Raw genomic sequence first — 23,444 nt, 5'->3', positions numbered from 1 at the left:
CGCGCACCCCACCCGCGCACCCCATCTGCACGACGCACCATGCCAGACCTTCACAGCCTCCAGCACCAGTCCATCAGCCAGTATTTGCGCAACCACATCCGCACCGTGCCGGACTGGCCCGCACCGGGCGTGCAGTTTCGCGACATCACGCCGCTGCTGCAAAACCCCAAGGTTTTTCGCGTCCTGATTGATGCGTTTGTGCACCGCTATATGGACCCGGCCTTGCGCCCCGACGTGGTGGCCGGCCTGGACGCGCGCGGCTTCATTCTGGGCGCGGTGGTGGCCTATGAGCTCAATGTCGGCTTTGTGCCTATCCGCAAAAAGGGCAAGCTGCCTTTCTCCACAGTGCAAGAGACCTATGAGCTCGAATACGGCAGCGCCACGGTGGAGCTGCACACCGACGCCGTCAAGCGCGGCGACAAGGTCCTGCTGATCGACGACCTGATCGCCACCGGCGGCACCATGATGGCCGGCAAGAAGCTGCTGGAGAAGCTGGGCGCCAGCGTGACCGAGGGCGCGGCGATTGTGGATTTGCCCGAACTGGGCGGATCGGTGAAGCTGCAGGCCGCGGGCCTGCCCTTGTTCACGCTGATTGATTTTGCCGGGCACTGAACGCCGCCCGGCGCCAAGTCCCGCGGCTGTTAGACCAGGTCGCCGTACTGGGTGCTGCTGAGCGCCGGCGAGGATGGCGAATCCGGCATCTCCGTGTCTTCAAAGCCGGTCAGCAATGCGTAGGAGCGCGGGCCGCTTTTGCTCCTGGCGGCGTCCCTGGCCTCTTTGACTTCCTTGGCTTCCTTGACCTCCTTGACGCCTTTCTCGGGTCCGGTGGCCGGCCCCTGGGCGGAGGCGGCCAGCAAGGCCTGCTTGAACGCGGCCACTTCGTCGGCCTGTATCGGTTCGTAGCGGGGAGTAGGTGGCTTGGCAGGCTTGGCCGCCGCGTCGGGAGCAGCGGGGACAACGGCAGCAGCAGCGGGGGCGGCCACGCTTTGTGGCGCGTCCTGAGTGCTGGGTTTGGGCTTGACCACGACGGCCGTTTCGTCGATGCGCCAGTACACCGCGGGCACCGTGATTTCGAAGCGTGCCTTGGCATTCTGGATGATCAGCGTCTCGATTTCGCCGAGCTGCTCCGAAGGACGGCCGAAGGCTTTGGCCAGGTCCATCATGACGAGGAACTCATTGCCGCGCTGGTCCAGCGAAAGCACCTTGAATTTATAGCTGGCGGACAGCACACCGGAGCGTGTCATGGACTCGCGGATCGCGACATACAGCTGCTCGCGGCGGGCGTGGCGCTTGAGCTTGGCGCCGTCACCGGGCGCTGCGGCTTCAACAGGCAGCCGGCCCGGGACGGAAAGGGGTGATTTGTCACGCCCGGCGGAAGCGCGCTTCTGCTCCTCGGCGGGAGAGGGTTTGAGCGGACTTGGCTTGCTGGAAAACCAGTTTAGAAAAGACATATTCGGCGTTCTTGTAATGGATAGGGCAATTTTCCGTCAATGCAGTGTGTGAAGTCTGTAAGCAATCCCCACAAACCACGACCGCTGTTGTTTGGCGGCTGCTTTAACGGTCACTTTATCGAATTGCCCGCAGCATCGCACGGTAAAAAATCACGGCCAACGGCGGTTTGCGCCAGCCGCGCAAACCCCGCTTTACCGGGAAACCGTTGTCTGATGACTGCTGTATATGCTTTGAATTCGCCGACCCGCCGCCTCAGGTCACCGCAACGCGCTTGGGCCGGTTGTACAGGCGCTTGGCCATCACCGAACCCATGGCCATGGTCAGCTCCAGTGCGATGGGGCTGTGGCGATTGGCCAGTTCAAGGAAGCGCATGGGCGTGAGGCACCAGAGCTTGCAAGGAGTCGAGGCATGCACCGTGGCGCTGCGCGGCATGTGCGAGAAGAATGCGCCTTCGCCGAGCACGGTGCCGGCACCGACCAGGGCCATGCGCACGCGCGCTTTTTCATCTTCGTAATGGACGCTGAGCGTGCCGCTTTCCACAAAGTACAGCGTACGGTCCAGCGCGCCTTGCTCCATCAGCACCTGGCCGCTGTTCAGGGCAAACGGCTGCAGGTAGCTGGCCAGGATGTCCCAATGCGGCTGGTTGAATTGACAACGCAAGGCATCGCTGGCGTGGCAATGCAGGATGGCCTGGGCCAGGCCCTGGATGTCAAAACGGATGGCGGCGGGGAGTGGAGCGTTCATAGTGCAACGGAAGATACCTTCGCACTACAACAGCAGCAAGGGCTCTTAACGCCCACTTACACCTGATACAGGGGTGGTCCGATTTGTAATTTCCCCTCGAGAACAGGCCATTTTTAACCCTTTCAGGGGGTTTGCGACCGCTGGTCTGCGCGTGGGCCCCGCCTATCGTTCGCCGGCCGCCCGCTTACTACTTTCCAATACAGAATCTCGAGAAAATTTCACCCAGCAGGTCGTCCGGGGTGAACGCGCCGGTGATCTCGCCCAGGTGCAGCTGGGCCTGCCGCAGGTCCTCGGCCAGCAGGTCCAGCGCCGGCTGCGCCGCATGAAGCTGCGCGCCGGCTCTGGTGAATTGCTCTTGCACCTGGCGCAGCGCGCGCACATGGCGCTCGCGGGCCATGAACACGCCTTCGGGCACGGCCTGCCAGCCCGCGACATCCAGCAACCGGTTGCGCAAGTCCTGCAAACCGGTGCCGGTTTTGGCGGAGATCAACACGCCGCCCTTGATGGCGCCCAACACCTGCGCGCCTGCCGCATCGGATTTGTTCCACACATCGATGACGGGCGTGTTGCGCGGCAGCTCGCGGCCCAGCACCTGCGCGATGTGCGCGTCGGCGGCCAGGTAGTCGGCGGTGTGGCGGGTCAGGTCGTGCAGGAAGAGCACGGCGTCGGCGCTGGCGATTTCGGCCCATGCGCGTTCCACGCCGATTTTTTCCACTTCGTCGAGCGCATCGCGCAGGCCGGCGGTGTCCACCACATGCAGGGGCACACCCTCGATCTGGATCAGCTGCGACACCTTGTCGCGCGTCGTGCCGGCAATTGGTGTGACGATGGCAAGCTCGGCGCCGGCCAGTGCGTTAAGCAATGAGCTTTTGCCGGCATTGGGCTGGCCCGCGATCACCACCTTGATGCCTTCGCGCAGCAGCGCGCCTTGCACGGCGCGCTGCATCACGGCGGCCAGCGTCGTTTGCAGCCGCGTAAGCTGGCCTTGCGCATCGGCCTTCTGCAGGAAGTCGATGTCTTCTTCCGGAAAGTCCAGCGTGGCTTCCACCAGCATCCGCAGGTGGATCAGCTGCTCGAGCAGCGCGTTGACCGCCAGCGAGAACTCACCCGACATCGAACGCGCGGCCGAGCGCGCCGCGGTTTCGGTGCTGGCGTCAATCAGGTCGGCGATGGCCTCGGCCTGGGCCAGGTCTATCTTGTCGTTGAGGAAGGCGCGTTCGGTGAATTCCCCGGGTTGCGCCACACGCAGCCGGGGCAGGGCGGCCTGGCCGGTGACAGGGTCAAGCGCGGCGCCGGCTTCCAGACAGCGCGCCAGCAACAGCTGCAGCACCACGGGCCCGCCATGGGCCTGCAGCTCCAGCACGTCTTCGCCGGTATAGGAATGGGGCGCGGGGAAATGCAGGGCCAGCCCCTGGTCTATGGCCGCGCCCTGCGCGTCACGAAAGGGCAGGTAGGTCGCCTGGCGCGGCAGCAGCGCGCGGCCGCACAGCGCTTCGATCACGGGCCCTATGTGTTTGCCGGAGACGCGCACAATGCCCACGGCACCGCGGCCGGGCGCGGTGGCGATGGCAACGATGGGGTCGTGGTGTCGGGCCAGCATGGTGCTAGATATTAAGCGGCAATCGGCTGGTGGGGCCGGCCGGGCGCGGCGGACAGGCCCCCATCAGCTTCCAAAGAAAAAAGGGCCGCGAAGCGGCCCAATTTTTATTTTCTGCCCCGCCTTAGTTGAATTTGGGCAGGTTGAACTGCGGCGGCACGCCCATGCGGGTGTTGATCACCCACTGCTGGGCGATGGACAGGATGTTGTTGGTGATCCAGTACAACACCAGGCCCGCCGGGAAGAAGAAGAACATCACGCTGAAGATCAGCGGCATGAACCACATCAGCTTGGCCTGCATGGGGTCCGGCGGCGCGGGGTTGAGCGCCGTCTGCAGCATGGTCGTCAGCGTCATCACGATGGGCAGGATGAAGAAGGGGTCCGGCGCCGAGAGGTCGTGGATCCAGCCTATCCAGGGCGCATTGCGCATTTCGACGCTGGACAGCAGCACCCAGTACAGCGCGATGAACACCGGGATCTGGATCATGATGGGGAAACAGCCGCCCATGGGGTTGACCTTTTCCTCGCGGTAGATCTTCATCATGGCTTGCTGCATTTCCTGCGGCTTGTCCTTCAGGCGCTCGCGCATCTCCATGATCTTGGGGTTGATGGCCTTCATCTTGGCCATGCTGGCGTAAGCCTTGGCGTTGAGCCAGTAAAAAGCCACCTTGAGCAGCAGCACCAGCGCCACGATGGACCAGCCCCAGTTGTGGATGAAGCCGTGCAGCTTGTCGAGCAGCCAGTACAGCGGCTTGGCCAGGATGGTGAGCCAGCCGTAGTCCTTCACCAGCTCCAGGCCGGGGGCAATGGCTTCCAGGGTTTTTTCTTCCTGCGGGCCGACAAAAAATTTCGAGTCGATGGATTTGCTCGCGCCTGGCGCGATCGTGTCCAGCGAGGTGATCATGCCGACAGAGTAGAGGTTGGTGCTGACCTTCTTGAAGAACAGGTCACGCTTGATGCCGTCGCCCAATATCCAGGCCGAAGCGAAGTAGTGCTGCACCATGGCGGCATAACCGTTGCTGGCCTGTTTCTCAACGTCTACCTTGTTGTTCTCGATGTCCTTGAACTCGACCTTCTGGTACTTCTTGGCTTCGGTGTAAATCGCCGGGCCGGTGAAGGTGGAATAGAAGGACGACTCTCCGGGCGGCTTGTTGCCGTCGCGCACCAGCTGCAGGTAGAGCTGCGGCGAAACCGCGGCCGTGCCGGTATTGACGACGTCGTGGCGGACCGCGATGTCATAGGCGCCGCGCTTGAGCGTATAGGTCTTGACCACCTTGAGGCCGCCGACGTCGGCCGACTCGAACTTGACTTCAAGCTCGTCGAGGCCGTCTTTCAGCGAACGCTCGCCGGGGACAAGCTTCATCAGGGTCTTGTGCGTGGGAAAGCTGTCGGGAGCGCTGCCGCCGATCAGGCCGGTCTGCGCCACATAAACGCGGTTGGCGCTTTCATCGAGCAGCACAAAACCCTGGTCCTTGTGCGTCTGGTCCTTGTATTTGGCAAAGGCCGAATGCACCAGGGTGCCGCCCTCGCTGTCAAAGGTCAGCGTGAGCACGTCGGTGTTCACCACCACACGCTCCTTGGCGGCCGCGGGCGTGAGGCTGGGTGCGCCTGTGGGCACGCTGCCCGGCGCGGCGGGCGCCGCATTGGCGGCCTGGGGCGCGGGCACCGAGGAGGCCGCGGCACCGGCAGCCGGCGCGGAAGCGGCCGCGCCAGCGGCGGGCGCCTTGGCGGATTGCGTGCTGGAGGGGAAGAAGGTCGCCTTGTGGCCGTTAAAAACCTGCCACTGGTCCCACAGGAGGACCATGGAGAAACCAAATATCACCCACAAGATGGTGCGGCGGATGTCGTTCATGACGGCGTCTTTTTAGAAGGGGTAGGGGCCACGGGCGTGGCCAGGCGGGAAAAGAGAGAGAAGGGGCGCGCCGCGGTGGCCGGCGGTACGGGATCGTGCCCGCCTTCGCACCAGGGGTGGCAGCGGGCCAGGCGGCGCAGCGTGAGATAGCTGCCCACGGCGGCGCCGTGCTGCTGCAGCGCCTCTAAAGAATATGCGGAACAGGTCGGCTCAAAGCGGCAGGCCGAGCCCAGCCAGGGGCTGAGCAGCAGGCGATAGCCTTTGACCAGGCCTATCAACAGCGTTTGCGGCAAGCGGACGATGGCGGCCGGCAGGCTCATGGCGCTTTGGCTCCGGCCTGCATCAGGGCCTGGACTTCGGCGCGCACGGCCTGCTTCAGCGGCTCGGAGCTCGCGCTGACGAATTCGGTGCGCGAAAAATCACGCCGCAAGCGGACCACATAAGCGGCCTCGGGGTACTGATGCGAAAAATCAGCGCTCACGGTGTAAATCTGGCGTTTGATGGCGTTGCGCGTGACAGCCCGTTTGGCCCAGCGTTTGGGAACCATGGCCCCGAGCCAGGTGTCCTGGATGGGGAACAGCGACCTTGCCGCAAGGGCATCAACAGGGCCGCCGGACTCGGTTTGCACCGGCCTGGCGTCCAGCGCATTGCGGTGCAATGCGAAGTGCGTTGTTTTTGCAACGATGGCGCCGGCAAGGACTGCCTGGAACTGGGAACGGGTTTGAAGCCGCTGCACGAGCGCCAGGCCTCAGTTCGGAAAACTGCGGATGGCCAGCAAAAACGACAGGCTTAGACAGCCAGGCGTTTGCGGCCCTTGGCGCGGCGCGCGGCGATCACTGCGCGGCCGCCGCGCGTTTTCATGCGCGTCAGAAAGCCGTGCGTGCGGGCGCGTTTGACTTTGGAAGGTTGGTATGTGCGTTTCATGATGAGTCCTGTTAGCCGGTCAGCTACAAAGCTTCCCCTGGGCGATTCGAATGATCTTGGTGGCCGTACAACACAACCAACTCTGCAAGTCTGCAAACAGGCGAAAACCCGCTGCGAATCAGGGAAACCCATGATTATCGCAGATTTCCCAACGCTGGCAACAAGTTAGCCCGCTCATTGGGGGTAAAGGCTGAGAAGCGCCCGGCCACTTACTCAGCCGCTTCCCAGGGGCCGCCGCAGGGCCGCCAGAACCGATCTGGACAGCCCGAAAATAGGTTGAAACACTGAGCATTTATTTTGTGGATAACTCCCCGCCCGGACTACAATTGCCGGTGCTCAAAATTAACAATATCCACAAGCAGCGACACGCCGCCCGGCCCCTTCTGCCAGGCCGGCAACCCGGCAAAAACCAGCATGAGTGAGGCATCCGTCCAAAACCTGAGCCAGGGCTTGTGGCAAAGCTGCGTCGACCATTTGGCGCAGGAATTGCCCGAGCAGCAGTTCAACACCTGGATCCGTCCGCTGGTGGTTGACGTCGCGGCCGACCTCTCCAAAGTCACGGTTCTGGTGGGCAACCGCTTCAAACTGGACTGGGTGCGCGCCCAGTATGCCGGCCGTATTTCGGCCCTGCTCGAGAAAATTTCCGGCCAGGCCATCGCCCTTGAGTTAGCGCTTGCTCCTCGCGAAGCGCCCGTCAAATCGAATTCCCTGATCCGCAGCTTTGAAGGCTCGAATATCCCCGAGCCCGCCGGCCTGGGCGTTCCCGAAGAAGCCGCCGGCGCGCCTTTCAAAAACCGGCTCAACAGCGCGCTGACCTTCGACACCCTGATTGAAGGCACGGCCAACCGCATGGGCCGGGCCGCCGCCCTGCATGTGTCCAGCAGCCTGGGCCAGCTTTACAACCCGCTTTTTATCTACGGCGGCGTCGGTCTGGGCAAGACCCATTTGATGCACGCCATCGGCAACAAACTGCTGGTGGACAACCCCGCGGCCAAAGTTCTCTACATCCATGCTGAACAATTTGTTTCAGATGTGGTTAAAGCTTACCAGCGCAAGACTTTTGATGAATTCAAGGAGCGTTACCACTCCCTGGATTTGCTGCTGATCGACGACGTCCAGTTCTTCGCCAACAAGGACCGCACCCAGGAAGAGTTTTTCAACGCTTTTGAGGCCTTGCTGACCAAAAAGTCGCACATCGTGATGACCAGCGACACTTACCCCAAGGGTTTGACGGACATCCACGAACGCCTGGTTTCGCGCTTTGATTCCGGCCTGACGGTCGCCATCGAGCCGCCCGAGCTCGAAATGCGCGTGGCCATCCTGATCCGCAAGGCCGAGGCCGAAGGCGCCTCCATGCCCGAGGAAGTCGCCTTCTTCGTTGCCAAGAACGTGCGCTCCAATGTGCGCGAGCTCGAAGGCGCGCTGCGCAAGATCCTGGCCTATTCGCGCTTCAACCTGAAGGAAATCTCCATCCAGCTGGCCCGGGAGGCATTGCGCGACCTGCTGTCCATCCAGAACCGGCAGATCAGCGTGGAGAACATCCAGAAGACCGTCGCCGACTATTACAAGATCAAGGTCGCCGACATGTATTCCAAGAAACGGCCCGCCAGCATCGCCCGGCCGCGCCAGATCGCCATGTACCTGGCCAAGGAACTGACCCAGAAGAGCCTGCCCGAGATCGGCGAGCTCTTCGGCGGGCGCGACCACACCACGGTGCTGCACGCCGTGCGCAAGATGTCTGCGGAGCGCCAGCAGATGACCGAGCTCAACCAGCAGTTGCATGTGCTGGAACAGACCCTGAAAGGCTGAAAGCACTTCATATATGGCAAATGAATCCTTTAGCGCTCAGTTTTCAGGCCCCAATCCCGGGCTCAAAGGCCTTCACAACAAGTTTGGGGACAACTTTTGAACAACCCATGGTTTATCCACAGAAGCAGATGACAATCGAAAGTTGTTCATATCCGGCAGTGAACTTCCAAGGCATCTGGGCACATGGTTAAACAAACGCCAAGTGGTTGATCAAAAAGGGGAAAATGGCACTATCCACAGATGGGCTCCCCCCTTATCTACTACTACTAATTTGAATTAAAGAATTAAAGATATATACAGAGGAAGTCATGATCGTTCTGAAAGCAACCCAGGATAAAGTTTTGTCGGTACTGCAATCGGTCGCCGGCATCGTGGAGCGCAGGCACACCTTGCCGATTCTGGCCAACGTGCTGATCCGCAAAACCGGCGCACAGGTGCAGCTGACCACCAGCGATCTTGAAATCCAGATCCGCACCACCGCCGAGCTCGACGGCGACAGCGGCAACTTCACCACCACCGTGGGTGCCCGCAAGCTCATCGACATCCTGCGTTCCATGCCCAGCGACCAGACCGTCTCGCTCGAGTCCTCGCAGAACAAATTGATCCTCAAGGGCGGCAAAAGCCGCTTCACGCTGCAAACCCTGCCCGCCGAAGACTTCCCCCTGGTCCAGGAAGCCGCCAACTTCGGCCCCGGCTTCTCGGTGCCGCAAAAAGTCCTCAAGGAGCTGCTCAACCAGGTCTCCTTCGCCATGGCCGTGCACGACATCCGCTACTACCTCAACGGCATCCTGTTTGTCGCCGAAGGCAAGCAGCTGAGCCTGGTCGCCACCGACGGCCACCGCCTGGCGTTTTCCTCGGCCATGCTGGACGTCGAAGTGCCCAAGCAGGAAGTGATCCTGCCGCGCAAGACCGTGCTCGAAATGCAGCGCCTGCTCAGCGACAAGGAAGGCGCCATCGAGATGCAGTTCGCCGGCAACCAGGCCAAATTCAGCTTTGAAGGCATGGAATTCGTCACCAAGCTGGTCGAAGGCAAGTTCCCCGACTACAACCGCGTGATCCCCAAGAACCACAAGAACATCATCACCCTGGGCCGCGTGCCCCTGCTGGCCAGCCTGCAGCGCACCGCCATCCTGACCAGCGAAAAGTTCAAGGGCGTGCGCCTGAACATCGAGCCCGGCACCCTGCGCGTGGCCTCCAACAATGCCGAGCAGGAAGAAGCCGTCGACGAGCTCGACATTGACTACGGCGGCGACGCCATCGAAATCGGCTTCAACGTGACCTACCTGATAGACGCGCTGGCCAATATGGACCAGGACATGGTCAAGATCGAACTGGCCGATTCCAACAGCTCCGCGCTGCTGACCATCCCCGACGATTCGGCCTTCAAATACGTGGTGATGCCCATGCGCATCTAGCGCGCTGAACACACGCCAACAACCATCAGACCCGCGACCCTACGCGGGTTTGGTCATTCAAGAGATTGAAGAAATCGAAGCAATTCGAAAAGAGATCGCGAAACAGCTCACGAAATAGCTCGTGAAAAGATCGGAAAAGAAGCCGGATATGACTGAAGAAAACAAAGTGAACGAAGCCGAACAGGTGCATGTGTCCGAAGGCGCGGCCACCGAGGAAAGCTCCAATTTCCAGCCCAAAATCGACACCAACCAGGCCGGCGCGTCCGAAGCCTATGGTGAAGGCTCCATCCAGATCCTGGAAGGCCTGGAAGCCGTGCGCAAGCGCCCCGGCATGTACATCGGCGACACCTCCGACGGCACGGGCCTGCACCACCTGGTCTTTGAGGTGGTCGACAACTCCATCGACGAAGCCCTGGCCGGCCACTGTGACGACATCGTCGTCACCATCCACACCGACAACTCCGTCAGCGTCACCGACAACGGCCGCGGCATCCCCACCGGCATCAAGATGGACGACAAGCACGAGCCCAAACGCTCGGCCGCCGAAATCGCCCTGACCGAGCTGCACGCCGGCGGCAAGTTCAACCAGAACAGCTACAAGGTCTCAGGCGGCCTGCACGGTGTGGGCGTGAGCTGCGTCAACGCACTCAGCAAGATGTTGCGCCTCACCATCCGCCGCGACGGCAAGGTCCATGTCATGGAGTTCTCGCGCGGCTTTGTGCAGAACCGCATCGTCGAGACCGTCGATGGCGTCGAAGTATCACCCATGAAGGTCATGGACGACACCGACAAGCGCGGCACCGAAGTCCACTTCCTGCCCGACACCGAGATCTTCAAAGAGAACAACGATTTTCACTACGAGATCCTCAGCAAGCGCCTGCGCGAACTGAGCTTCCTCAACAACGGCGTGCGCATTCGCCTGAAAGACGAGCGCACCGGCAAGGAAGACGACTTCGCTGGCGCCGGCGGCGTCAAGGGTTTTGTCGAGTTCATCAACAAGGGCAAGACCGTCCTGCACCCCAATGTGTTTGCCGCCATGGGCGACCGCCAGAGCGACCAGGGCACCAACATCGGCGTCGAAGTCGCCATGCAGTGGAACAGCGGCTACAGCGAACAGGTGCTGTGCTTCACCAACAACATTCCCCAGCGTGACGGCGGCACCCACCTGACAGGCCTGCGCGCCGCCATGACCCGCGTCATCAACAAATACATCGACGACAGCGAGCTGGCCAAAAAAGCGAAAGTCGAAGTCACCGGCGACGACATGCGCGAAGGCCTGTGCTGCGTGCTCAGCGTCAAGGTGCCCGAGCCCAAGTTCAGCAGCCAGACCAAGGACAAGCTGGTTTCCAGCGAAGTGCGCGGCCCGGTCGAAGACATCGTGAGCCGTTTGCTGCACGACTACCTGCAGGAACGCCCCAACGACGCGAAGATCATCGTCGGCAAGATCATTGAAGCCGCCCGCGCCCGTGAAGCCGCGCGCAAGGCCCGCGACATGACGCGCCGCAAAGGTGTGCTCGACGGCATGGGCCTGCCCGGCAAGCTGGCCGACTGCCAGGAAAAAGACCCCGCCATGTGCGAGATCTACCTGGTCGAGGGTGACTCCGCCGGCGGCTCCGCCAAACAGGGCCGCGACCGTAAATTCCAGGCCATCCTGCCGCTGCGCGGCAAGATCCTCAACGTCGAAAAAGCCCGCTACGAAAAGCTGCTGACCAGCAATGAAATCCTGACGCTGATCACCGCCCTGGGCACCGGCATAGGCAAGGCCGGCGGCGTGGGCGGCACGGCCGGTACCGACGACTTCAACGTCGCCAAGCTGCGTTACCACCGCATCATCATCATGACCGACGCCGACGTTGACGGCGCCCACATCCGCACCCTGCTGCTGACCTTCTTCTACCGCCAGATGCCCGAGCTCGTCGAGCGCGGCCACATCTACATCGCCCAGCCGCCGCTCTACAAAGTCAAGGCCGGCAAGGAAGAGCAATACCTCAAGGACACCGCGGCCCTGGACGGCTTTTTGCTGCGCATTGCGCTCAAGGATGCCAGCGTGCAGGTCGGTCCCGACGAAAAATCGATACTCACCGGCGACACCCTGGCCGAGCTCGCACGCAAGCACCAGCTGGCCGAGTCCGTCATTGCCCGCCTGCGCGGCTTTATGGATGCCGAGGCCCTGCGCGCGATTGCCGACGGCGTGAGCCTGAACCTCGACACCGTGGCCGATGCGGAAGTCTCAGCCGTGGCCCTGCAGGCCAAGCTGCGTGAACTCAACACCACCGGCACCCCCGCCGAAGTGGCCGGCGAATTCGACACCCGCAACGACAAACCGATTCTGCGCATCAGCCGCCGCCACCACGGCAATGTCAAGAGCAGCGTGCTGACCCAGGACTTTGTGCACGGCGCCGACTACGCCACCCTGGCCGAAGCGGCCGCCACCTTCCGGGGCCTGATCAGCAGCGAAGGCGCCAAAGTCATGCGCGGCGAAGGCGAGCGCCAGAAAGAAGAAAAAATCAGCGACTTCCGCCAGGCCATGGCCTGGTTGATCGGCCAGGCCGAGAATGCCACCGCCCGCCAGCGCTACAAAGGCCTGGGCGAGATGAACCCCGCCCAGTTGTGGGAAACCACCATGGACCCCACCGTGCGCCGCCTGCTGCGCGTGCAGATCGACGACGCCATCGAGGCCGACCGCGTCTTCACCATGCTGATGGGCGACGAGGTCGAGCCGCGCCGCGAGTTTATTGAGCAGAACGCCTTGCGTGCCGCCAATATCGACGTTTGATACACGACCAACCCCCTTTTCCGATTCCATGACCGAAGAAACCACGACCACCACGGCAGCAGCAGCGGCGACAACAGAACGCCCGGCGCTGCCCGACCACCTCTCCACCGACGAGCGCAGCCCGCATTTCGTCAGGGCCATCTTTGAGCATGACGTAGGCATACGCTTTAACGACAAGGAACGTTTTGACGTTGCCGAATACTGCATCAGCGAAGGCTGGATCAAGGTCCCCGTCGGCAACAAGGTGGACCGCAAGGGCAACCCGTTGATGATCAAGCTCAAGGGCAAGGTTGAGTCGTTTTACAAATAAGCCACTGCTTGGCCCGGGCCGGTGCAAGCATGACAAACCCGGCCACGATCAACACCATGAAGTGTTTACCTCCCGCAGGTGATCTTCATGGTGTTTTTCTTTGCGTGAACAACAACAGCAAAAAGCCATGAGCTGCATCGCCGTCATCGACTTCGAGACCACAGGCCTGTCACCGGCCATGGGCGACCGCGCCACCGAAATCGCCATCGTGCTCGTCGAAGAAGCCAGCGGCAAAGTGGTGGACCGTTTCCAGAGCCTGATGAACGCGGGGCGCTATATCCCGTCCTTTATCGAAAGCCTGACAGGCATCAGCAACGCCATGGTCGCCGCCGCACCCGCGGCCGATACCGTGATGAGGGAAGCCAGCCGCTTTGTCGGCAGCGCCCCCATGGTGGCCCACAACGCCTCCTTTGACCGCCGCTTCTGGGAAGCTGAACTGGGTCTGGCCGGCGAAAGAGCAGCCAGCCAGCCCTTTGCCTGCACCATGCTGGTCGCCAGAAGGCTGTATCCCCAGGCGCCCAGCCACAAACTAGGCGTGCTGATCGACTACCACCGCTTGCCCAAAGCCGGCCGCGCCCACAGGGCCATGGCCGATGCCGAGATGGCGGCCTCCCTGTTGGGGCAGATCCAGGATGATTTGCGCAGCCGGCACCGGGTGGCGCGGCCTGACCATGGTTTGCTGCTTGCGTTGCAGCGTTGTGCGAGGCCGGCTGTGCCGGCGCTGATGTCGAGATACGCTGGCGTGTGAGGAAGGCGTCCGTGGATCGATAGCCCGCGAGCTTTGAGGCTTGTGGACTGCCATGCCCTTGTCGCGGAGTTAAGCTTTTTCCTTCTCGATCAACAAGGAACAAGCGATGGGAGCTGACCCGAGTTCGCCTTGTCGTGCGGGGGTACAGGGCGCTGTCTGACACGGGTGGTGTTTTGGGGTTTCCAGAATGGTGAATACGCGGGTGATGCGGCTGGATGGTTTGCGCAAGCGGCCGGCCTGCCAAGGCCTTCACCCATGTTCAACCCCCTCACCAGGAGACACCCATGCCCAACAAATCCAACGGCAACAAACGAACGGGCAAGCAGCCTGCCGCGGCGAATGACCCCAGCGTGCAGGACGACAACAGCACCGCACCCAAAGCCTCGGGCCATGGCGGCAAGGTGGAGAACGACTTCAACCAGGTGGGCGAGCAAAAGCCCACCCAGCGCAACGAAGGCCAGCGCACGGCCAACAGCCGCAGCGACCGCGAGTCGCATGTGGGCGGCAGCAACCAGCTGCAGTCGCGCCGCGGCAGGGCCTAGCCGGCCCTGCCGGGCAGGCATTTACGTAAAGCTGCCGGCCGCTGGGCCGCGCCGGCTGGGCCTTGGCGCAAATTGATACATAGCGCAACATGGCAGACGCACGGCCCTAAGGCGGGCGGCGCAGCATCGAGGCTTGTTGTTTTTCTGATGTTGTGACCGGAGTGCCTGCCATGAAGAAGCTTGCCGACTTTTTGTTCCGCCCGCGTTATTTGCGCGCGATTCCCTCGCTGGTGGTGCTGACCACCGCCATGGCCTGGGGTGTGGCGCCGGACCCGGATGTGATGGACACCATGCAGAAGGCGGAAAAGCGCGCGGGTGTGAGCCTGGCGCTCAACCATGCGGCCGTGGGCAGCAGCCCCAGCGACCTGCCGCAGGACAAGCCTGAGCAGGCTTGAGCGGCCTGTCTTCTCTCTCTTAAGGCTTGGCCGCAATCACCCAGCGGCTGATCTTGCCGACGACGTCGGCCTCCAGCCCGTTAAAGCCGTGGTAGGCCATGGCCTCGCAGGGGTCGCCGCGGCTTTGGCCGCCGCTGATGCTGATGAGTTCGGCTTTGGGTGTTTTGCTGAGCTTGTCCATCATGGCCGGTATCTCGCTGAAGGGGCAGACCTTGCAGCCGTCGCTTTCGTGGTGGACCACGAGCACGGGGATGGCGAGTTTTTCCAGCGGCATTCGGGGCACGGCGCGGCCGTTGGGGTCCAGCAGGATGCTGGAGGTCAGCACCAGGCCGTCGGGGCCGCCCTGGGCCGGCGAGGCCTCGGTGGCGATGTAGGCGGCCGATTGGGTGCCGCGGCTGGTGCCGACCAGCCACACGGGGGCCGGTGATTGCTGTTTGAGCCAGGCAATGGCGGCCAGTACATCGGCGCTGTGCTCAGGCCTTTGCCGGTTGCCTGAGAGGTAGGGCGGCGACTGTTTGTCGGAAGGCGCGTCGATGACGGCGACGGCCAGGCCGGCGTCGGCGAACAGCTGGCGCGTGCGCACCAGGAAGTTGCCGCCGCCCCAGCCAAAGTTGCCGGCCTCGTTGATCTGCAAGCCGCCATGGCCGCCAGCCAGCAGGATGACCGAGGCCTTGGGCGCGCCCGAAGGGGCGATGTAGACAAAGCGCTGGGTGACGCCGGGGCGGGTGGGGATGTCGATCACACGCGGCGCAGTGCTTTGCGCAAAAGCCGGGCGGCCGACCAGGAGGGTACACAGGCCCAGCAACAGGCCGGCAGCGAGGGTGCAGAAGAGGGCACGTAAGGGGGTTGTGCGTGGCATAAGCGCTTTCGGTGCACGGGGTGCGGCCCAATATAGCCGCTGCGGCCCGGCGCGCCAGCGGGTTTGCACGCAGTGGCGGCGCTTTCTACAATCGGCTGATGATGAACGCCGCCACGCCCCACGCCGCCAGCCCCGCTTTACAAACCACCGCCTTGCTGGCCAGCGAGCCCGAGCGCGCCGCCTACCGCGATTACGACCAGCCCGGCATGGACAGGGTGCGCAACTTTTACCGCAACAACCACCAGCACCAGACGCTGGACTTTGTGCGGGCCAAGAAGGCCCAGTGGCTGGGTTTTGGGCAGCGCGAGATGACGCCCTGGGCGGCGCTGGAGTTCCTGAACACCCTGGTCGATGAGTCCGACCCCGACATCGAGCTGCCGCAGATCAGCCACCTGCTGCAGACCGCCGAAGCGATTCGCGCCGACGGCCACCCCGACTGGTTTGTGCTGACGGGTTTTATCCACGACCTGGGCAAGGTGCTGTGCCTGTTCGGCGAGCCGCAATGGGCGGTGGTGGGCGACACCTTTCCGGTGGGTTGCCGTTTCTCGGAGCGCATTGTGTACCCCGAGTACTTCGCGCTGAACCCTGACAGCAGCGATGCCCGCTACAACAGCGAGAACGGCATCTACACGCCCGGCTGCGGGCTGGATGCGGTGCACATGTCATGGGGTCACGACGAATATTTGTACCAGCTCATGAGGCCCTACCTGCCGCTGCCGGCGCTGTACATGATCCGCTACCACTCGTTTTATGCCTGGCACCGGGAAGGGGAGTATGGGCATTTGACCGATGCCCAGGATAAGGCGCACCTCTCATGGGTGCAGAGGTTTAACCCCTACGACCTCTATTCCAAGAATGACAAGCCGCCGGTGCTGGCTGAACTCAAGCCTTATTACGACGAGCTGATGGCCAAGTATTTGCCGGCCAGCCTCAAGCTGTAGCGATCGCCGAGGGCGGCACGGCTACAGCGACGCGTGTTCAACGTCCGCCATCACATAGCGGGCAAAAAGAAAATCGCGAATCGCCGAGACGCGTTCGCCGGACCAATCCAGCACGACAAAGTAGTCCGGCCGCCGCGGCTCGGCAAGCGCTTGTTGCTGAATCAGCACGGCCGGCCGGCCTTCGACCAGGCCCGGCCAGGCTCTCCAGCCCGGCGCCTGTTTGTAGCGCGTGAAGTACTCGCCGACGGCAGGCCCCTGCAGGCGCACCCGGTTCACCAGGTCGAGCTGCACGTCGGCGGCCAGCATGGTGCGAAGCGTGTCGAAGTCGTGGGCATTGAACAGCTCTACATACCTTCGCAGCAGCCCTTCTTCCGCGGCGGACAATGCGGCGCGCTTGCCCGCCGCCGCCGTTTGCCCCACCAGCTCGCGCAGGCGGCCGCGCCCGCGCTGCAGCAGGGACTTGACCGCGGGCACCGTGGTGCCGAGGATCTCGCCGACCTCTTCGGCGGAATAGTCCAGCACATCGAACAGGATGACCACGCTGCGCTGCGACGCGGGCATGTGCATAAAGGTCGGCAAAGCCGCTGCGGCGGCCTCGCGCCGCGCCAGTTCGTCGACGGGATGGACGATCAGGTCCATGTCGTCTTCTTCCTGCGTGCCGTTCGCGCGCGCCCTGCGGCGCAGCAAGTCGAGCGCCAGGTTGTGGGCGATGCGGAACAGCCAGCCTTCGGGGTTCGCTATCGGGTGGTCTGGCGGGGCCGACTCCAGCGCGCGCACCAGGGCGTCCTGGACAATGTCCTCGCCGTCGAGGGCTGAGCCCACCATCCTGGCGCAGTAGCGGTGCAAGGTGGGCCGCAGCCGCTCGAGGTCCACCGACGACAGGGGATGCGAATCAGGCGGCAATGGTGGAGATGACATCACAAATCGTCGCTTCCATCTGCGCGATCGCCTTGATGCGTTCAAAGTATTCCGGCATTTCGGGGCGCTGCCGCATCGTCGCGATCGCGTCGGCGCTGCGCCATTGGCCGTAGATTATCACGCGCTTGCCGTCGCGCGAGACATGCAAAGAGGACGAGACGAAGCCGGGGACCTTGGAAATCCAGGCGTCGGTTCCTTCCTTGAGCAGCGCCACAAGCCGGTCGAGGTTTTCAGGGGAGACGCTGAAGACGTTGATCAGCGTGGTGAGTTTGGCATCGGGGTTGATGTTGAGTGTCATGGTGTGGGGTTTCGGTTGGGAGGGTGAGGCAAAGGGCGCGCTCGCCGCGAGCACCAGCGCGCCGGCAAGCAGCTTGCGCCGGCCAGGCCGGCCGGGGGGGTGTGGTATCGACATGAACAGGCTCCGCGAACCCGTACAGGAGGGCTCGTACCTGTATAGACGTTGGGTAAGGGCCAAACGAATCGGTCCAGGCGTTTTTTTTTTGGCGAGGCCGTGGCGCCATTGACGGCGCCAGCGGGATGCCCACAGGAGAGGGCTGCCGGCTACTTCTTGTCGGGCAGCTCGATCTTCACTTCCAGCACATCGAGGTTGTCCTGCCGCTCCAGGTGCAGCTTGATGTGCTCAGGGTTGATGGGAATGTATTTGGCAATCACCGCGATCAGGTCGCGTTGCAGCGCGGGCAGGTAGTCTGGCTTGGGGCTGCGGTCGGTGCGCTCGTGCGCCAGGATGATCTGCAACCGCTCTTTCGCGACGTTGGCGGTTTTCTTCTTCTCGCCAAGCAGGAAGGACAAAAAAGACGCCATGCTTTATTTGCCTCCGAACCAGCGCTTGAAGATCCCCGGCTTTTGCGCATCGATAAACCGCATCGGCTTGTCCTTGTCGCCGAGGAAGCGGTCGACCACGTCCTTGTAGGCTTCGGAGACGTCGCTGCCGTTCATGTGCACCGCCGGCACGCCCTGGTTGGAGGCCTGCAGCACGGACTCGGATTCGGGGATCACGCCTATGAGCTTGATGCGCAAAATATCCTGGATGTCTTCGAGTGAAAGCATCTGCCCCTGGTCGACGCGGCCGGGGTTGTAACGGGTGATCAGCAGGTGTTCCTTGATGGGGTCGCCGCCGGCAATCGCGCGCTGGGTCTTGCTGGAGAGCATGCCCAAAATGCGGTCGGAGTCGCGCACCGATGAGACCTCGGGATTCGTCACCACCAGGGCCTCGTCGGCAAAATGCATGGCCATCAGCGCGCCGGTCTCTATGCCGGCGGGGGAGTCGCAGACGATGTATTCAAAGTCCATCTCGCCCAGATCCTTGAGCACCTTCTCGACGCCGCTTTTGGTCAGCGCGTCCTTGTCGCGGGTTTGCGAGGCGGCCAGCACAAACAGGTTGTGGCACTGCTTGTCTTTGATCAGGGCCTGGTTCAGCGTGGCCTCGCCCTGGATGACGTTGATGAGGTCATAGACCACGCGGCGTTCGCAGCCCATGATGAGGTCCAGGTTGCGCAGGCCCACGTCGAAGTCGATGACCGCGGTTTTATGGCCGCGCAGCGCCAGGCCGGTGGCAAAGCTGGCGCTGGTGGTGGTTTTGCCCACGCCGCCCTTGCCGGAGGTGACCACAATGATTTTTGCCATGCTTGAATTTCCTTGGAGAACGGGAGAGGTGTTTTGGGTGGAGGCAGGGTGTGCAGTGGGAGCAGGGGGAAGCAAAGTGGCTGTGTTCATGCTGACATCACATTCATCACGAGTTTGTCGCCCTCGTCGCCCGGAACGAGCCGCACCTGTGTGGGCTTGCCGGCCATGCCGGGCGGCAGGGGGTGTTCGCTGGTGCGGTAGACGCCGGCGATCGACAGCAGCTCGGCCTCCAGCGCCAGCGAGAAGATGCGCGCCTCGGTGTTGCCGCGCGCGCCGGCCATGGCCTTGCCGCGCAGCGGCGCATAGACATGGATGTGGCCGTCGGCAATCACTTCGGCGCCGGCATTGACCATGGCCAGCACCACCAGGTCGCGGCCGCGCGCATAAACCTGCTGGCCGGAGCGCAAGGGCTTGTCGACGACCAGGGCACCCAGCGGTGCGGCGGGCGCCGATGCAACAGGGGCAACAGGTGTTGGCGCGGGTGGCGCGGCCACTACGGGCCGCGGCGGCACCAGGTGCGCATCGGGCACGGGCAGCAGGCCGGCCTGCAGCGCCGCCGCCATTTGCGCGGGGCTGCCGCCCTTGGCCGTGAGAGGCACCAGCTGGTAGCTGCCCAGCAGGCTGATCAGGGCCGGAAAGTCGATGTCACCGGCCGCCGGCGGCAAGGGCGAGAGGTCGACCATCAGCGCGTCCTGGTCGAAGAAGTCGGGGATGTCGCCAAAGCGCGCTTCCAGTTCGCGTGCCAGCGCGACGAGGTCGGTGGACTTGAGCAGCAAGGCCACCAGGGGCAGGTTGGCGCTTTTGATTTCAAAGGTGGCGGGAGTGGTGGCCTGGAGGGCGACGGTCATAGGCGCATGGGCGGAGAAAGCCGGCTGGCGAAGCGGCAAATGAAAAGATGGCCGAGGGTAGCCCGTGAAGTGCGGGATTGAGCCGCACGCTTTGTCGCAGTTGTGAGCGGGTGAAACGCGTAAAAGCCGCGTGCACGGCCTTGGTGCGCTGGCGCCGTCCATCGCCGTCCATCACCGGAAAGCGTTTTGGCATTGAATGCATGCGGCCTGCACCCATATGCAGTGCTCATTACCGGAACCCTGTTCATGAACTTCCTGCCGCTGGCGCTTGTAACCGCGCTGCTCCATGTTTACATTGGCGCACGCCTTGTTCCCGGGCTCCAGGCCCTTCCCCTTGTCCAGTGGCTGCTCATCATCGGCCTGGCGCTGTCGGCGCTGCTGATGCCGTTGGGCCTGATGGCCGGGCGTGTGGCCAAACAGCCGCTTGCCGATGTGCTGACCTGGGTGGGGTTGCTGTTCATGGGCCTGTTCTCGTCCCTGTTTGTGCTGACGCTGGCGCGCGACGCCGGCTTGCTGCTGCTGTGGCTGGCCGACCTGCTGGTGCCAGGCCAGTTGCCACTGGCCTGGCTGCGCATCGCCTCGGCCGAAGCCGTGCCGCTGCTGGGCCTGCTGGTCACCCTGCTGGGTTTTTTGAATGCGCGGCGCACCGCGGCCGTGGTCAGAGTCGACGTGCCCATCAAGGGCCTGCCGCCCGCGCTGCAGGGATTTACCCTGGCGCAGCTCAGCGACATCCATGTGGGGCCGACCATCAAGCAGCAATACCTGCGCCGCATTGTCGACAAGGTCAACGCGCTGGACGCCGACGTGGTGGCCATCACCGGCGACCTGGTGGACGGCAAGGTCGGCGAGCTCGCGGCCCACACCGCGCCGCTGGCGGACTTGAAGTCGCGCCACGGCACCTTTTTTGTGACCGGCAACCACGAGTACTACTCGGGCGCCCACGCCTGGGTGGACGAGCTGCGCCGCCTGGGCCTGACGGTGCTGATGAACGAACACGTGGTGATCCGCCAGCCGGGCCAGAACGGCAAGCCGCTGGTGCTGGCCGGTGTGACGGACTACAGCGCCGGCCACTTCGACCCGGCCCACCGCAGCGACCCCGAAGCGGCCTTGTCAGGCGCGCCGCTGGACGCCGTGCGCGTGCTGCTGGCCCACCAGCCGCGCAGCGCGGCTGCGGCCGCCAAAGCGGGTTTTGATTTACAGCTGTCGGGCCACACGCATGGCGGGCAGTTCTATCCGTGGAACCTGTTTGTGCGGTTTCAGCAGCCGTTCACGGCGGGTTTGCACAAGCTGCAGAACCTATGGGTTTATACGAGTCGCGGGACGGGATATTGGGGGCCGCCCAAGCGGTTTGGGGCACCGTCGGAGATTACCGCTCTGCGACTGGTAGCCGCATAGGTTTTCGGTATTTGGCTGTTTGGTATTTCTTGTCCCCACCCCTTGTGTATGCGCCGAGGAGCGGAGGGCCAGACGGATAAGGGCTGGCGTTGTCTGAGCGAAGCGCAGCGTAGCGAGTTTAGCCAGACCCCGGCTGGACCGAGCACCGCAGGTTGTCCGTAGCGAAGCGAAGGGACGCAGACACCAGGGTCGCCTTTCTTTTGCTTACTTTTCTTTGGCGAAGCAAAGAAAAGTGAGTTGCCGCCGGGCAACCCCGGCCAGCAGGAGCAAGAGGAGAGAACCCCTCTTGAACTCCAACAGCCACACCATTAACCTCACCTCATGCCCCAAACCCACGTCCTGCGGCTGCAACCTGGAGAAGACCTCCGCACCACCCTGACCAAGGCCTTCGCCCAGCTGCAGGTGGAGCAGAGCACGACCGCGGCCTGCATCATCTCGGCCGTGGGCAGCCTGTCCCAAGCCGTCTTGCGCTATGCAGCCGAACCTGAGGGCACGGTGCTGGTGGAGCCGCTGGAACTGATCACCTTGTCAGGCACGCTGAGCGCCGACGGCGTGCATCTGCATGCCAGCGTGGCGACGGCGCGTGGCGAGATGCGCGGCGGCCATGTGATGCCGGGCTGTGTGGTGCGGACCACGGCGGAAATCGTGCTGGCGCCTTTGCCGGGCTGGGTGTTCACGCGTGAGCGTGATGCACAAACCGGTTTCAAGGAGCTGGTGGCAAAGCCTGTAGGCCGGGCCTGACGGCGCGGCCGGCGTTCCGGCCATGGTTTTGGGCTTTGATCGGCGTACAGTGAAAGGCAACAAGCCTTGCAAGGGCATCCATGCGGCTTGATGAAGGAGTCATTCATGGCCATGCGAAAAATCCACCCCATCCCCCTGGCGCTTGGCACGGCGCTGGCCTTGCTGGCCGGGCCCATGGCGCAGGCGCAAACCACAGCGCCAACACCTGCGGCGGAGCCGGGCGCCGTGCAACAGCCCGCCGTGCCTTTGAAGAACCCGCTGAACCGCAACCCGGCGCGCCGCGCGCTGCCGCCGGACAACTCCATTCCACCGCCGGACCCGCGCGATTCGACATCACGGCCCACACTGCCGCCTGTCAGCCGCGATGGGCGTGACACGGTGGTGCCGCCCGAGGCGCCGGCATCGGACGCGCGCAGGCCTTAGCGTTTCTTGGTTGCTGCTTAGAGCGAAAGCGATGGGCTGCCGGCGCGACCGGGGCCTGGTGCCCGGGGCGCATGGGCTTTGCGGCCTATGAGGCTGCGGCCCTTGCGGTAGCGCTGCGGCGCTGCCTGTTTTTGCAGCAGGCGGCGCCGTGCGAGGCGCGCGGGGTGGAAGACCTGTTCGTAGTACGCCAGCCACTGCTGTTCGCCGGCATCCAGGGCCGGTGCATCCTGCGGGTCGGCGGCCGGGCCGAAGCGCAGTGCGGCCAGGCCCTCGCCGGGTGGTATTGCGTCCGCCGCAAAGTCCTGCGGGCCCAGGTAGTCGGACTCGACGCTGCCCCCGGGGGTGAGGATGGCCCAGCGCATCAGGGAAAAGCGCTTGGCGAAAGTGGGCGCCACGGCTTCGACAATGTGGTGTTCAGGCTCGTACCAGGCGACGTGCAGCGGCCCGGCAAGGGGGCGAGCCCTGAAGCTGTCGTCCTGCACCGAGCGAAAGCGCAGCTGGGCTTTCATCTTGCGGATGTCCTCGCGCACCTCGTCGGCCATCTGGCGGGCCTGGTCCATGTCGGCGTCCTGTGGTGTGTGGCGCAGTTCGGGTTCATGCACCAGGCGCCACAGCAGGCGGTAGAGCAGCTGAAAGCGCTGCGGGTTGCGGTGCAGCACGGCGGCCTGGCACAGCGCGAGGAATTCGGGCGGCACGCTGACGGCGGGCGCGTCGCTGAAGGCCGGGCTGTGTGCGCTGCCGGCGGCCTGCGGGGCTTGGGGTGTTGGCGCATCGCCGCATTGCCAGCTGACCTGCGCGGGCAGGATGTTCTGCGCCAGCAGGCCGCGCGCGGCACGGCGAAAACCTTCGAAGTCCGTCTGGCCGCGCAACGCGACGGGCAGCGCGGCCTGGGGAAAGAGGTCGGTCGTCAGCAGGTCATTCATCACGCCCATGCGATACATCCTTTCTGCTTCACGGTCTGACTTCATGGTGCCGCCGCGGGTTCAGGCGCGGCTGTAGGCAAAGAAGCCGACTTCCCGGGTGCGGGCGGCGCATCGCCGGGAAAGAGAAAACCAAAAACACTGTATTAATATACAGTAGTTTGGGTTCATGAGCACAGAGCCTGGGCCCA

At 63.3% G+C, this 23,444-nt stretch carries 26 protein-coding genes; 12 read left to right on the top strand and 14 right to left on the bottom strand.

The window, feature by feature from the left end; all coding sequences use genetic code 11:
* Positions 1–39: 39 nt before the first annotated feature.
* Positions 40–612: an adenine phosphoribosyltransferase gene (locus tag AC1D09_RS17180; protein WP_477664250.1), complete on the top strand. Its 573-nt coding sequence runs from the start codon at positions 40–42 to the stop codon at positions 610–612.
* Between the two features lie 29 nt (positions 613–641).
* Here the strand turns inward: AC1D09_RS17180 and AC1D09_RS17175 are convergent, their stop codons facing one another.
* From AC1D09_RS17175 to rpmH, 7 genes are all read right to left on the bottom strand, one after another.
* On the bottom strand, positions 642–1,451 hold the full coding sequence (locus tag AC1D09_RS17175; RefSeq protein ID WP_477664249.1) for a hypothetical protein: 810 nt from the start codon (positions 1,449–1,451) through the stop codon (positions 642–644).
* A 253-nt stretch (positions 1,452–1,704) separates the two neighbouring features.
* A complete protein-coding gene (locus tag AC1D09_RS17170) occupies positions 1,705–2,196 on the bottom strand; it encodes a Crp/Fnr family transcriptional regulator (RefSeq protein WP_007862691.1) in 492 nt (163 codons plus the stop codon).
* A gap of 187 nt (positions 2,197–2,383) precedes the next feature.
* The gene (gene mnmE / locus AC1D09_RS17165) at positions 2,384–3,796 is read right to left on the bottom strand and encodes a tRNA uridine-5-carboxymethylaminomethyl(34) synthesis GTPase MnmE (RefSeq protein ID WP_477664248.1); all 1,413 of its coding nucleotides are present in this window, start codon (positions 3,794–3,796) and stop codon (positions 2,384–2,386) included.
* A gap of 121 nt (positions 3,797–3,917) precedes the next feature.
* Positions 3,918–5,645: a membrane protein insertase YidC gene (gene yidC, locus AC1D09_RS17160; protein WP_477664247.1), complete on the bottom strand. Its 1,728-nt coding sequence runs from the start codon at positions 5,643–5,645 to the stop codon at positions 3,918–3,920.
* Positions 5,642–5,965 carry a membrane protein insertion efficiency factor YidD gene (yidD, locus tag AC1D09_RS17155; protein WP_477664246.1) on the bottom strand — a complete coding sequence of 108 codons (324 nt, stop codon included), beginning with the start codon at positions 5,963–5,965 and terminating at the stop codon, positions 5,642–5,644. The genes yidC and yidD overlap by 4 nt, the downstream gene beginning before the upstream one ends.
* Complete coding sequence (locus tag AC1D09_RS17150; protein WP_477664245.1) at positions 5,962–6,381, bottom strand: ribonuclease P protein component; 420 nt, start codon at positions 6,379–6,381, stop codon at positions 5,962–5,964. The genes yidD and AC1D09_RS17150 overlap by 4 nt, the downstream gene beginning before the upstream one ends.
* A 53-nt stretch (positions 6,382–6,434) precedes the next feature.
* Entirely contained in the window at positions 6,435–6,569 is a 135-nt protein-coding gene (rpmH, locus tag AC1D09_RS17145; protein WP_007862708.1) for a 50S ribosomal protein L34, read from the bottom strand.
* A 414-nt stretch (positions 6,570–6,983) separates the two neighbouring features.
* Here rpmH and dnaA point away from each other — a divergent pair, with 414 nt between their 5' ends.
* From dnaA to AC1D09_RS17110, 7 genes are all read left to right on the top strand, one after another.
* Positions 6,984–8,378 (top strand): chromosomal replication initiator protein DnaA, encoded by a 1,395-nt coding sequence (dnaA, locus tag AC1D09_RS17140; RefSeq protein ID WP_477664244.1) that lies wholly within the window; start codon positions 6,984–6,986, stop codon positions 8,376–8,378.
* Positions 8,379–8,686: 308 nt separating this feature from the next.
* Positions 8,687–9,793 (top strand): DNA polymerase III subunit beta, encoded by a 1,107-nt coding sequence (gene dnaN / locus AC1D09_RS17135; RefSeq protein ID WP_074580175.1) that lies wholly within the window; start codon positions 8,687–8,689, stop codon positions 9,791–9,793.
* A gap of 148 nt (positions 9,794–9,941) precedes the next feature.
* Positions 9,942–12,569, top strand: a complete 2,628-nt coding sequence (gene gyrB / locus AC1D09_RS17130) for a DNA topoisomerase (ATP-hydrolyzing) subunit B (protein WP_477664243.1) — start codon at positions 9,942–9,944, stop codon at positions 12,567–12,569.
* Positions 12,570–12,597: 28 nt separating this feature from the next.
* Positions 12,598–12,879 (top strand): DUF3297 family protein, encoded by a 282-nt coding sequence (locus AC1D09_RS17125; protein WP_477664242.1) that lies wholly within the window; start codon positions 12,598–12,600, stop codon positions 12,877–12,879.
* Between the two features lie 127 nt (positions 12,880–13,006).
* Positions 13,007–13,627, top strand: a complete 621-nt coding sequence (locus tag AC1D09_RS17120) for a 3'-5' exonuclease (RefSeq protein ID WP_477664241.1) — start codon at positions 13,007–13,009, stop codon at positions 13,625–13,627.
* Between the two features lie 284 nt (positions 13,628–13,911).
* Positions 13,912–14,169: a hypothetical protein gene (locus tag AC1D09_RS17115; protein ID WP_477664240.1), complete on the top strand. Its 258-nt coding sequence runs from the start codon at positions 13,912–13,914 to the stop codon at positions 14,167–14,169.
* Between the two features lie 170 nt (positions 14,170–14,339).
* Positions 14,340–14,564, top strand: coding sequence for a hypothetical protein (locus AC1D09_RS17110; RefSeq protein WP_477664239.1), 225 nt, complete (start codon positions 14,340–14,342; stop codon positions 14,562–14,564).
* Between the two features lie 19 nt (positions 14,565–14,583).
* Here the strand turns inward: AC1D09_RS17110 and AC1D09_RS17105 are convergent, their stop codons facing one another.
* Positions 14,584–15,423 carry an alpha/beta hydrolase family protein gene (locus tag AC1D09_RS17105; protein ID WP_477701148.1) on the bottom strand — a complete coding sequence of 280 codons (840 nt, stop codon included), beginning with the start codon at positions 15,421–15,423 and terminating at the stop codon, positions 14,584–14,586.
* A gap of 98 nt (positions 15,424–15,521) precedes the next feature.
* On the opposite strand from AC1D09_RS17105, the gene AC1D09_RS17100 reads away from it, so the two are divergent.
* A complete protein-coding gene (locus tag AC1D09_RS17100; protein WP_477664237.1) occupies positions 15,522–16,364 on the top strand; it encodes an inositol oxygenase family protein in 843 nt (280 codons plus the stop codon).
* A 21-nt stretch (positions 16,365–16,385) separates the two neighbouring features.
* Here AC1D09_RS17100 and AC1D09_RS17095 read toward each other — a convergent pair whose 3' ends face one another.
* From AC1D09_RS17095 to minC, 5 genes are all read right to left on the bottom strand, one after another.
* On the bottom strand, positions 16,386–17,282 hold the full coding sequence (locus AC1D09_RS17095; protein ID WP_477701147.1) for a sigma-70 family RNA polymerase sigma factor: 897 nt from the start codon (positions 17,280–17,282) through the stop codon (positions 16,386–16,388).
* The gene (locus AC1D09_RS17090) at positions 17,257–17,580 is read right to left on the bottom strand and encodes an antibiotic biosynthesis monooxygenase family protein (RefSeq protein WP_477701146.1); all 324 of its coding nucleotides are present in this window, start codon (positions 17,578–17,580) and stop codon (positions 17,257–17,259) included. Before AC1D09_RS17090 ends, AC1D09_RS17095 begins: the two co-directional genes overlap by 26 nt.
* Positions 17,581–17,843: 263 nt before the next feature.
* Entirely contained in the window at positions 17,844–18,104 is a 261-nt protein-coding gene (minE, locus tag AC1D09_RS17085) for a cell division topological specificity factor MinE (RefSeq protein WP_074578574.1), read from the bottom strand.
* 3 nt (positions 18,105–18,107) lie between these two features.
* Positions 18,108–18,926 carry a septum site-determining protein MinD gene (gene minD / locus AC1D09_RS17080; protein WP_074578576.1) on the bottom strand — a complete coding sequence of 273 codons (819 nt, stop codon included), beginning with the start codon at positions 18,924–18,926 and terminating at the stop codon, positions 18,108–18,110.
* Between the two features lie 86 nt (positions 18,927–19,012).
* Complete coding sequence (minC, locus tag AC1D09_RS17075) at positions 19,013–19,774, bottom strand: septum site-determining protein MinC (RefSeq protein WP_477664234.1); 762 nt, start codon at positions 19,772–19,774, stop codon at positions 19,013–19,015.
* Positions 19,775–20,020: 246 nt separating this feature from the next.
* Here minC and AC1D09_RS17070 point away from each other — a divergent pair, with 246 nt between their 5' ends.
* The 3 genes from AC1D09_RS17070 to AC1D09_RS17060 all read left to right on the top strand — a co-directional run bounded on the left by AC1D09_RS17070 (position 20,021) and on the right by AC1D09_RS17060 (position 22,333).
* A complete protein-coding gene (locus tag AC1D09_RS17070; protein WP_477664233.1) occupies positions 20,021–21,169 on the top strand; it encodes a metallophosphoesterase in 1,149 nt (382 codons plus the stop codon).
* Positions 21,170–21,490: 321 nt separating this feature from the next.
* A complete protein-coding gene (locus AC1D09_RS17065) occupies positions 21,491–21,910 on the top strand; it encodes a PPC domain-containing DNA-binding protein (RefSeq protein ID WP_477664232.1) in 420 nt (139 codons plus the stop codon).
* A 105-nt stretch (positions 21,911–22,015) separates the two neighbouring features.
* The gene (locus AC1D09_RS17060; protein ID WP_477664231.1) at positions 22,016–22,333 is read left to right on the top strand and encodes a hypothetical protein; all 318 of its coding nucleotides are present in this window, start codon (positions 22,016–22,018) and stop codon (positions 22,331–22,333) included.
* A 17-nt stretch (positions 22,334–22,350) separates the two neighbouring features.
* On the opposite strand, the gene AC1D09_RS17055 is transcribed toward AC1D09_RS17060, so the two are convergent.
* On the bottom strand, positions 22,351–23,265 hold the full coding sequence (locus AC1D09_RS17055; RefSeq protein WP_477701145.1) for a TIGR03915 family putative DNA repair protein: 915 nt from the start codon (positions 23,263–23,265) through the stop codon (positions 22,351–22,353).
* Positions 23,266–23,444 lie beyond the last annotated feature (179 nt).

The organism is Polaromonas sp. P1_A2, from assembly GCF_056406895.1.
This window is presented reverse-complemented; position numbering and strand designations above follow the sequence as displayed.

What these genes read in the sequence shown, in the direction of transcription:
- AC1D09_RS17065 (WP_477664232.1), top strand. Translation starts at nt 21,491, where the DNA reads ATGCCCCAAACCCACGTCCTGCGGCTGCAACCTGGAGAAGACCTCCGC.
- mnmE (WP_477664248.1), bottom strand. Translation starts at nt 3,796, where the DNA reads ATGCTGGCCCGACACCACGACCCCATCGTTGCCATCGCCACCGCGCCC.
- AC1D09_RS17090 (WP_477701146.1), bottom strand. Translation starts at nt 17,580, where the DNA reads ATGACACTCAACATCAACCCCGATGCCAAACTCACCACGCTGATCAAC.
- AC1D09_RS17125 (WP_477664242.1), top strand. Translation starts at nt 12,598, where the DNA reads ATGACCGAAGAAACCACGACCACCACGGCAGCAGCAGCGGCGACAACA.
- AC1D09_RS17100 (WP_477664237.1), top strand. Translation starts at nt 15,522, where the DNA reads ATGATGAACGCCGCCACGCCCCACGCCGCCAGCCCCGCTTTACAAACC.
- dnaA (WP_477664244.1), top strand. Translation starts at nt 6,984, where the DNA reads ATGAGTGAGGCATCCGTCCAAAACCTGAGCCAGGGCTTGTGGCAAAGC.
- minD (WP_074578576.1), bottom strand. Translation starts at nt 18,926, where the DNA reads ATGGCAAAAATCATTGTGGTCACCTCCGGCAAGGGCGGCGTGGGCAAA.
- AC1D09_RS17110 (WP_477664239.1), top strand. Translation starts at nt 14,340, where the DNA reads ATGAAGAAGCTTGCCGACTTTTTGTTCCGCCCGCGTTATTTGCGCGCG.
- AC1D09_RS17070 (WP_477664233.1), top strand. Translation starts at nt 20,021, where the DNA reads ATGAACTTCCTGCCGCTGGCGCTTGTAACCGCGCTGCTCCATGTTTAC.
- rpmH (WP_007862708.1), bottom strand. Translation starts at nt 6,569, where the DNA reads ATGAAACGCACATACCAACCTTCCAAAGTCAAACGCGCCCGCACGCAC.
- AC1D09_RS17180 (WP_477664250.1), top strand. Translation starts at nt 40, where the DNA reads ATGCCAGACCTTCACAGCCTCCAGCACCAGTCCATCAGCCAGTATTTG.
- AC1D09_RS17120 (WP_477664241.1), top strand. Translation starts at nt 13,007, where the DNA reads ATGAGCTGCATCGCCGTCATCGACTTCGAGACCACAGGCCTGTCACCG.
- gyrB (WP_477664243.1), top strand. Translation starts at nt 9,942, where the DNA reads ATGACTGAAGAAAACAAAGTGAACGAAGCCGAACAGGTGCATGTGTCC.
- yidC (WP_477664247.1), bottom strand. Translation starts at nt 5,645, where the DNA reads ATGAACGACATCCGCCGCACCATCTTGTGGGTGATATTTGGTTTCTCC.
- AC1D09_RS17115 (WP_477664240.1), top strand. Translation starts at nt 13,912, where the DNA reads ATGCCCAACAAATCCAACGGCAACAAACGAACGGGCAAGCAGCCTGCC.
- minC (WP_477664234.1), bottom strand. Translation starts at nt 19,774, where the DNA reads ATGACCGTCGCCCTCCAGGCCACCACTCCCGCCACCTTTGAAATCAAA.
- AC1D09_RS17175 (WP_477664249.1), bottom strand. Translation starts at nt 1,451, where the DNA reads ATGTCTTTTCTAAACTGGTTTTCCAGCAAGCCAAGTCCGCTCAAACCC.
- AC1D09_RS17055 (WP_477701145.1), bottom strand. Translation starts at nt 23,265, where the DNA reads ATGGGCGTGATGAATGACCTGCTGACGACCGACCTCTTTCCCCAGGCC.
- AC1D09_RS17060 (WP_477664231.1), top strand. Translation starts at nt 22,016, where the DNA reads ATGGCCATGCGAAAAATCCACCCCATCCCCCTGGCGCTTGGCACGGCG.
- minE (WP_074578574.1), bottom strand. Translation starts at nt 18,104, where the DNA reads ATGGCGTCTTTTTTGTCCTTCCTGCTTGGCGAGAAGAAGAAAACCGCC.
- yidD (WP_477664246.1), bottom strand. Translation starts at nt 5,965, where the DNA reads ATGAGCCTGCCGGCCGCCATCGTCCGCTTGCCGCAAACGCTGTTGATA.
- AC1D09_RS17105 (WP_477701148.1), bottom strand. Translation starts at nt 15,423, where the DNA reads ATGCCACGCACAACCCCCTTACGTGCCCTCTTCTGCACCCTCGCTGCC.
- AC1D09_RS17095 (WP_477701147.1), bottom strand. Translation starts at nt 17,282, where the DNA reads ATGTCATCTCCACCATTGCCGCCTGATTCGCATCCCCTGTCGTCGGTG.
- dnaN (WP_074580175.1), top strand. Translation starts at nt 8,687, where the DNA reads ATGATCGTTCTGAAAGCAACCCAGGATAAAGTTTTGTCGGTACTGCAA.
- AC1D09_RS17170 (WP_007862691.1), bottom strand. Translation starts at nt 2,196, where the DNA reads ATGAACGCTCCACTCCCCGCCGCCATCCGTTTTGACATCCAGGGCCTG.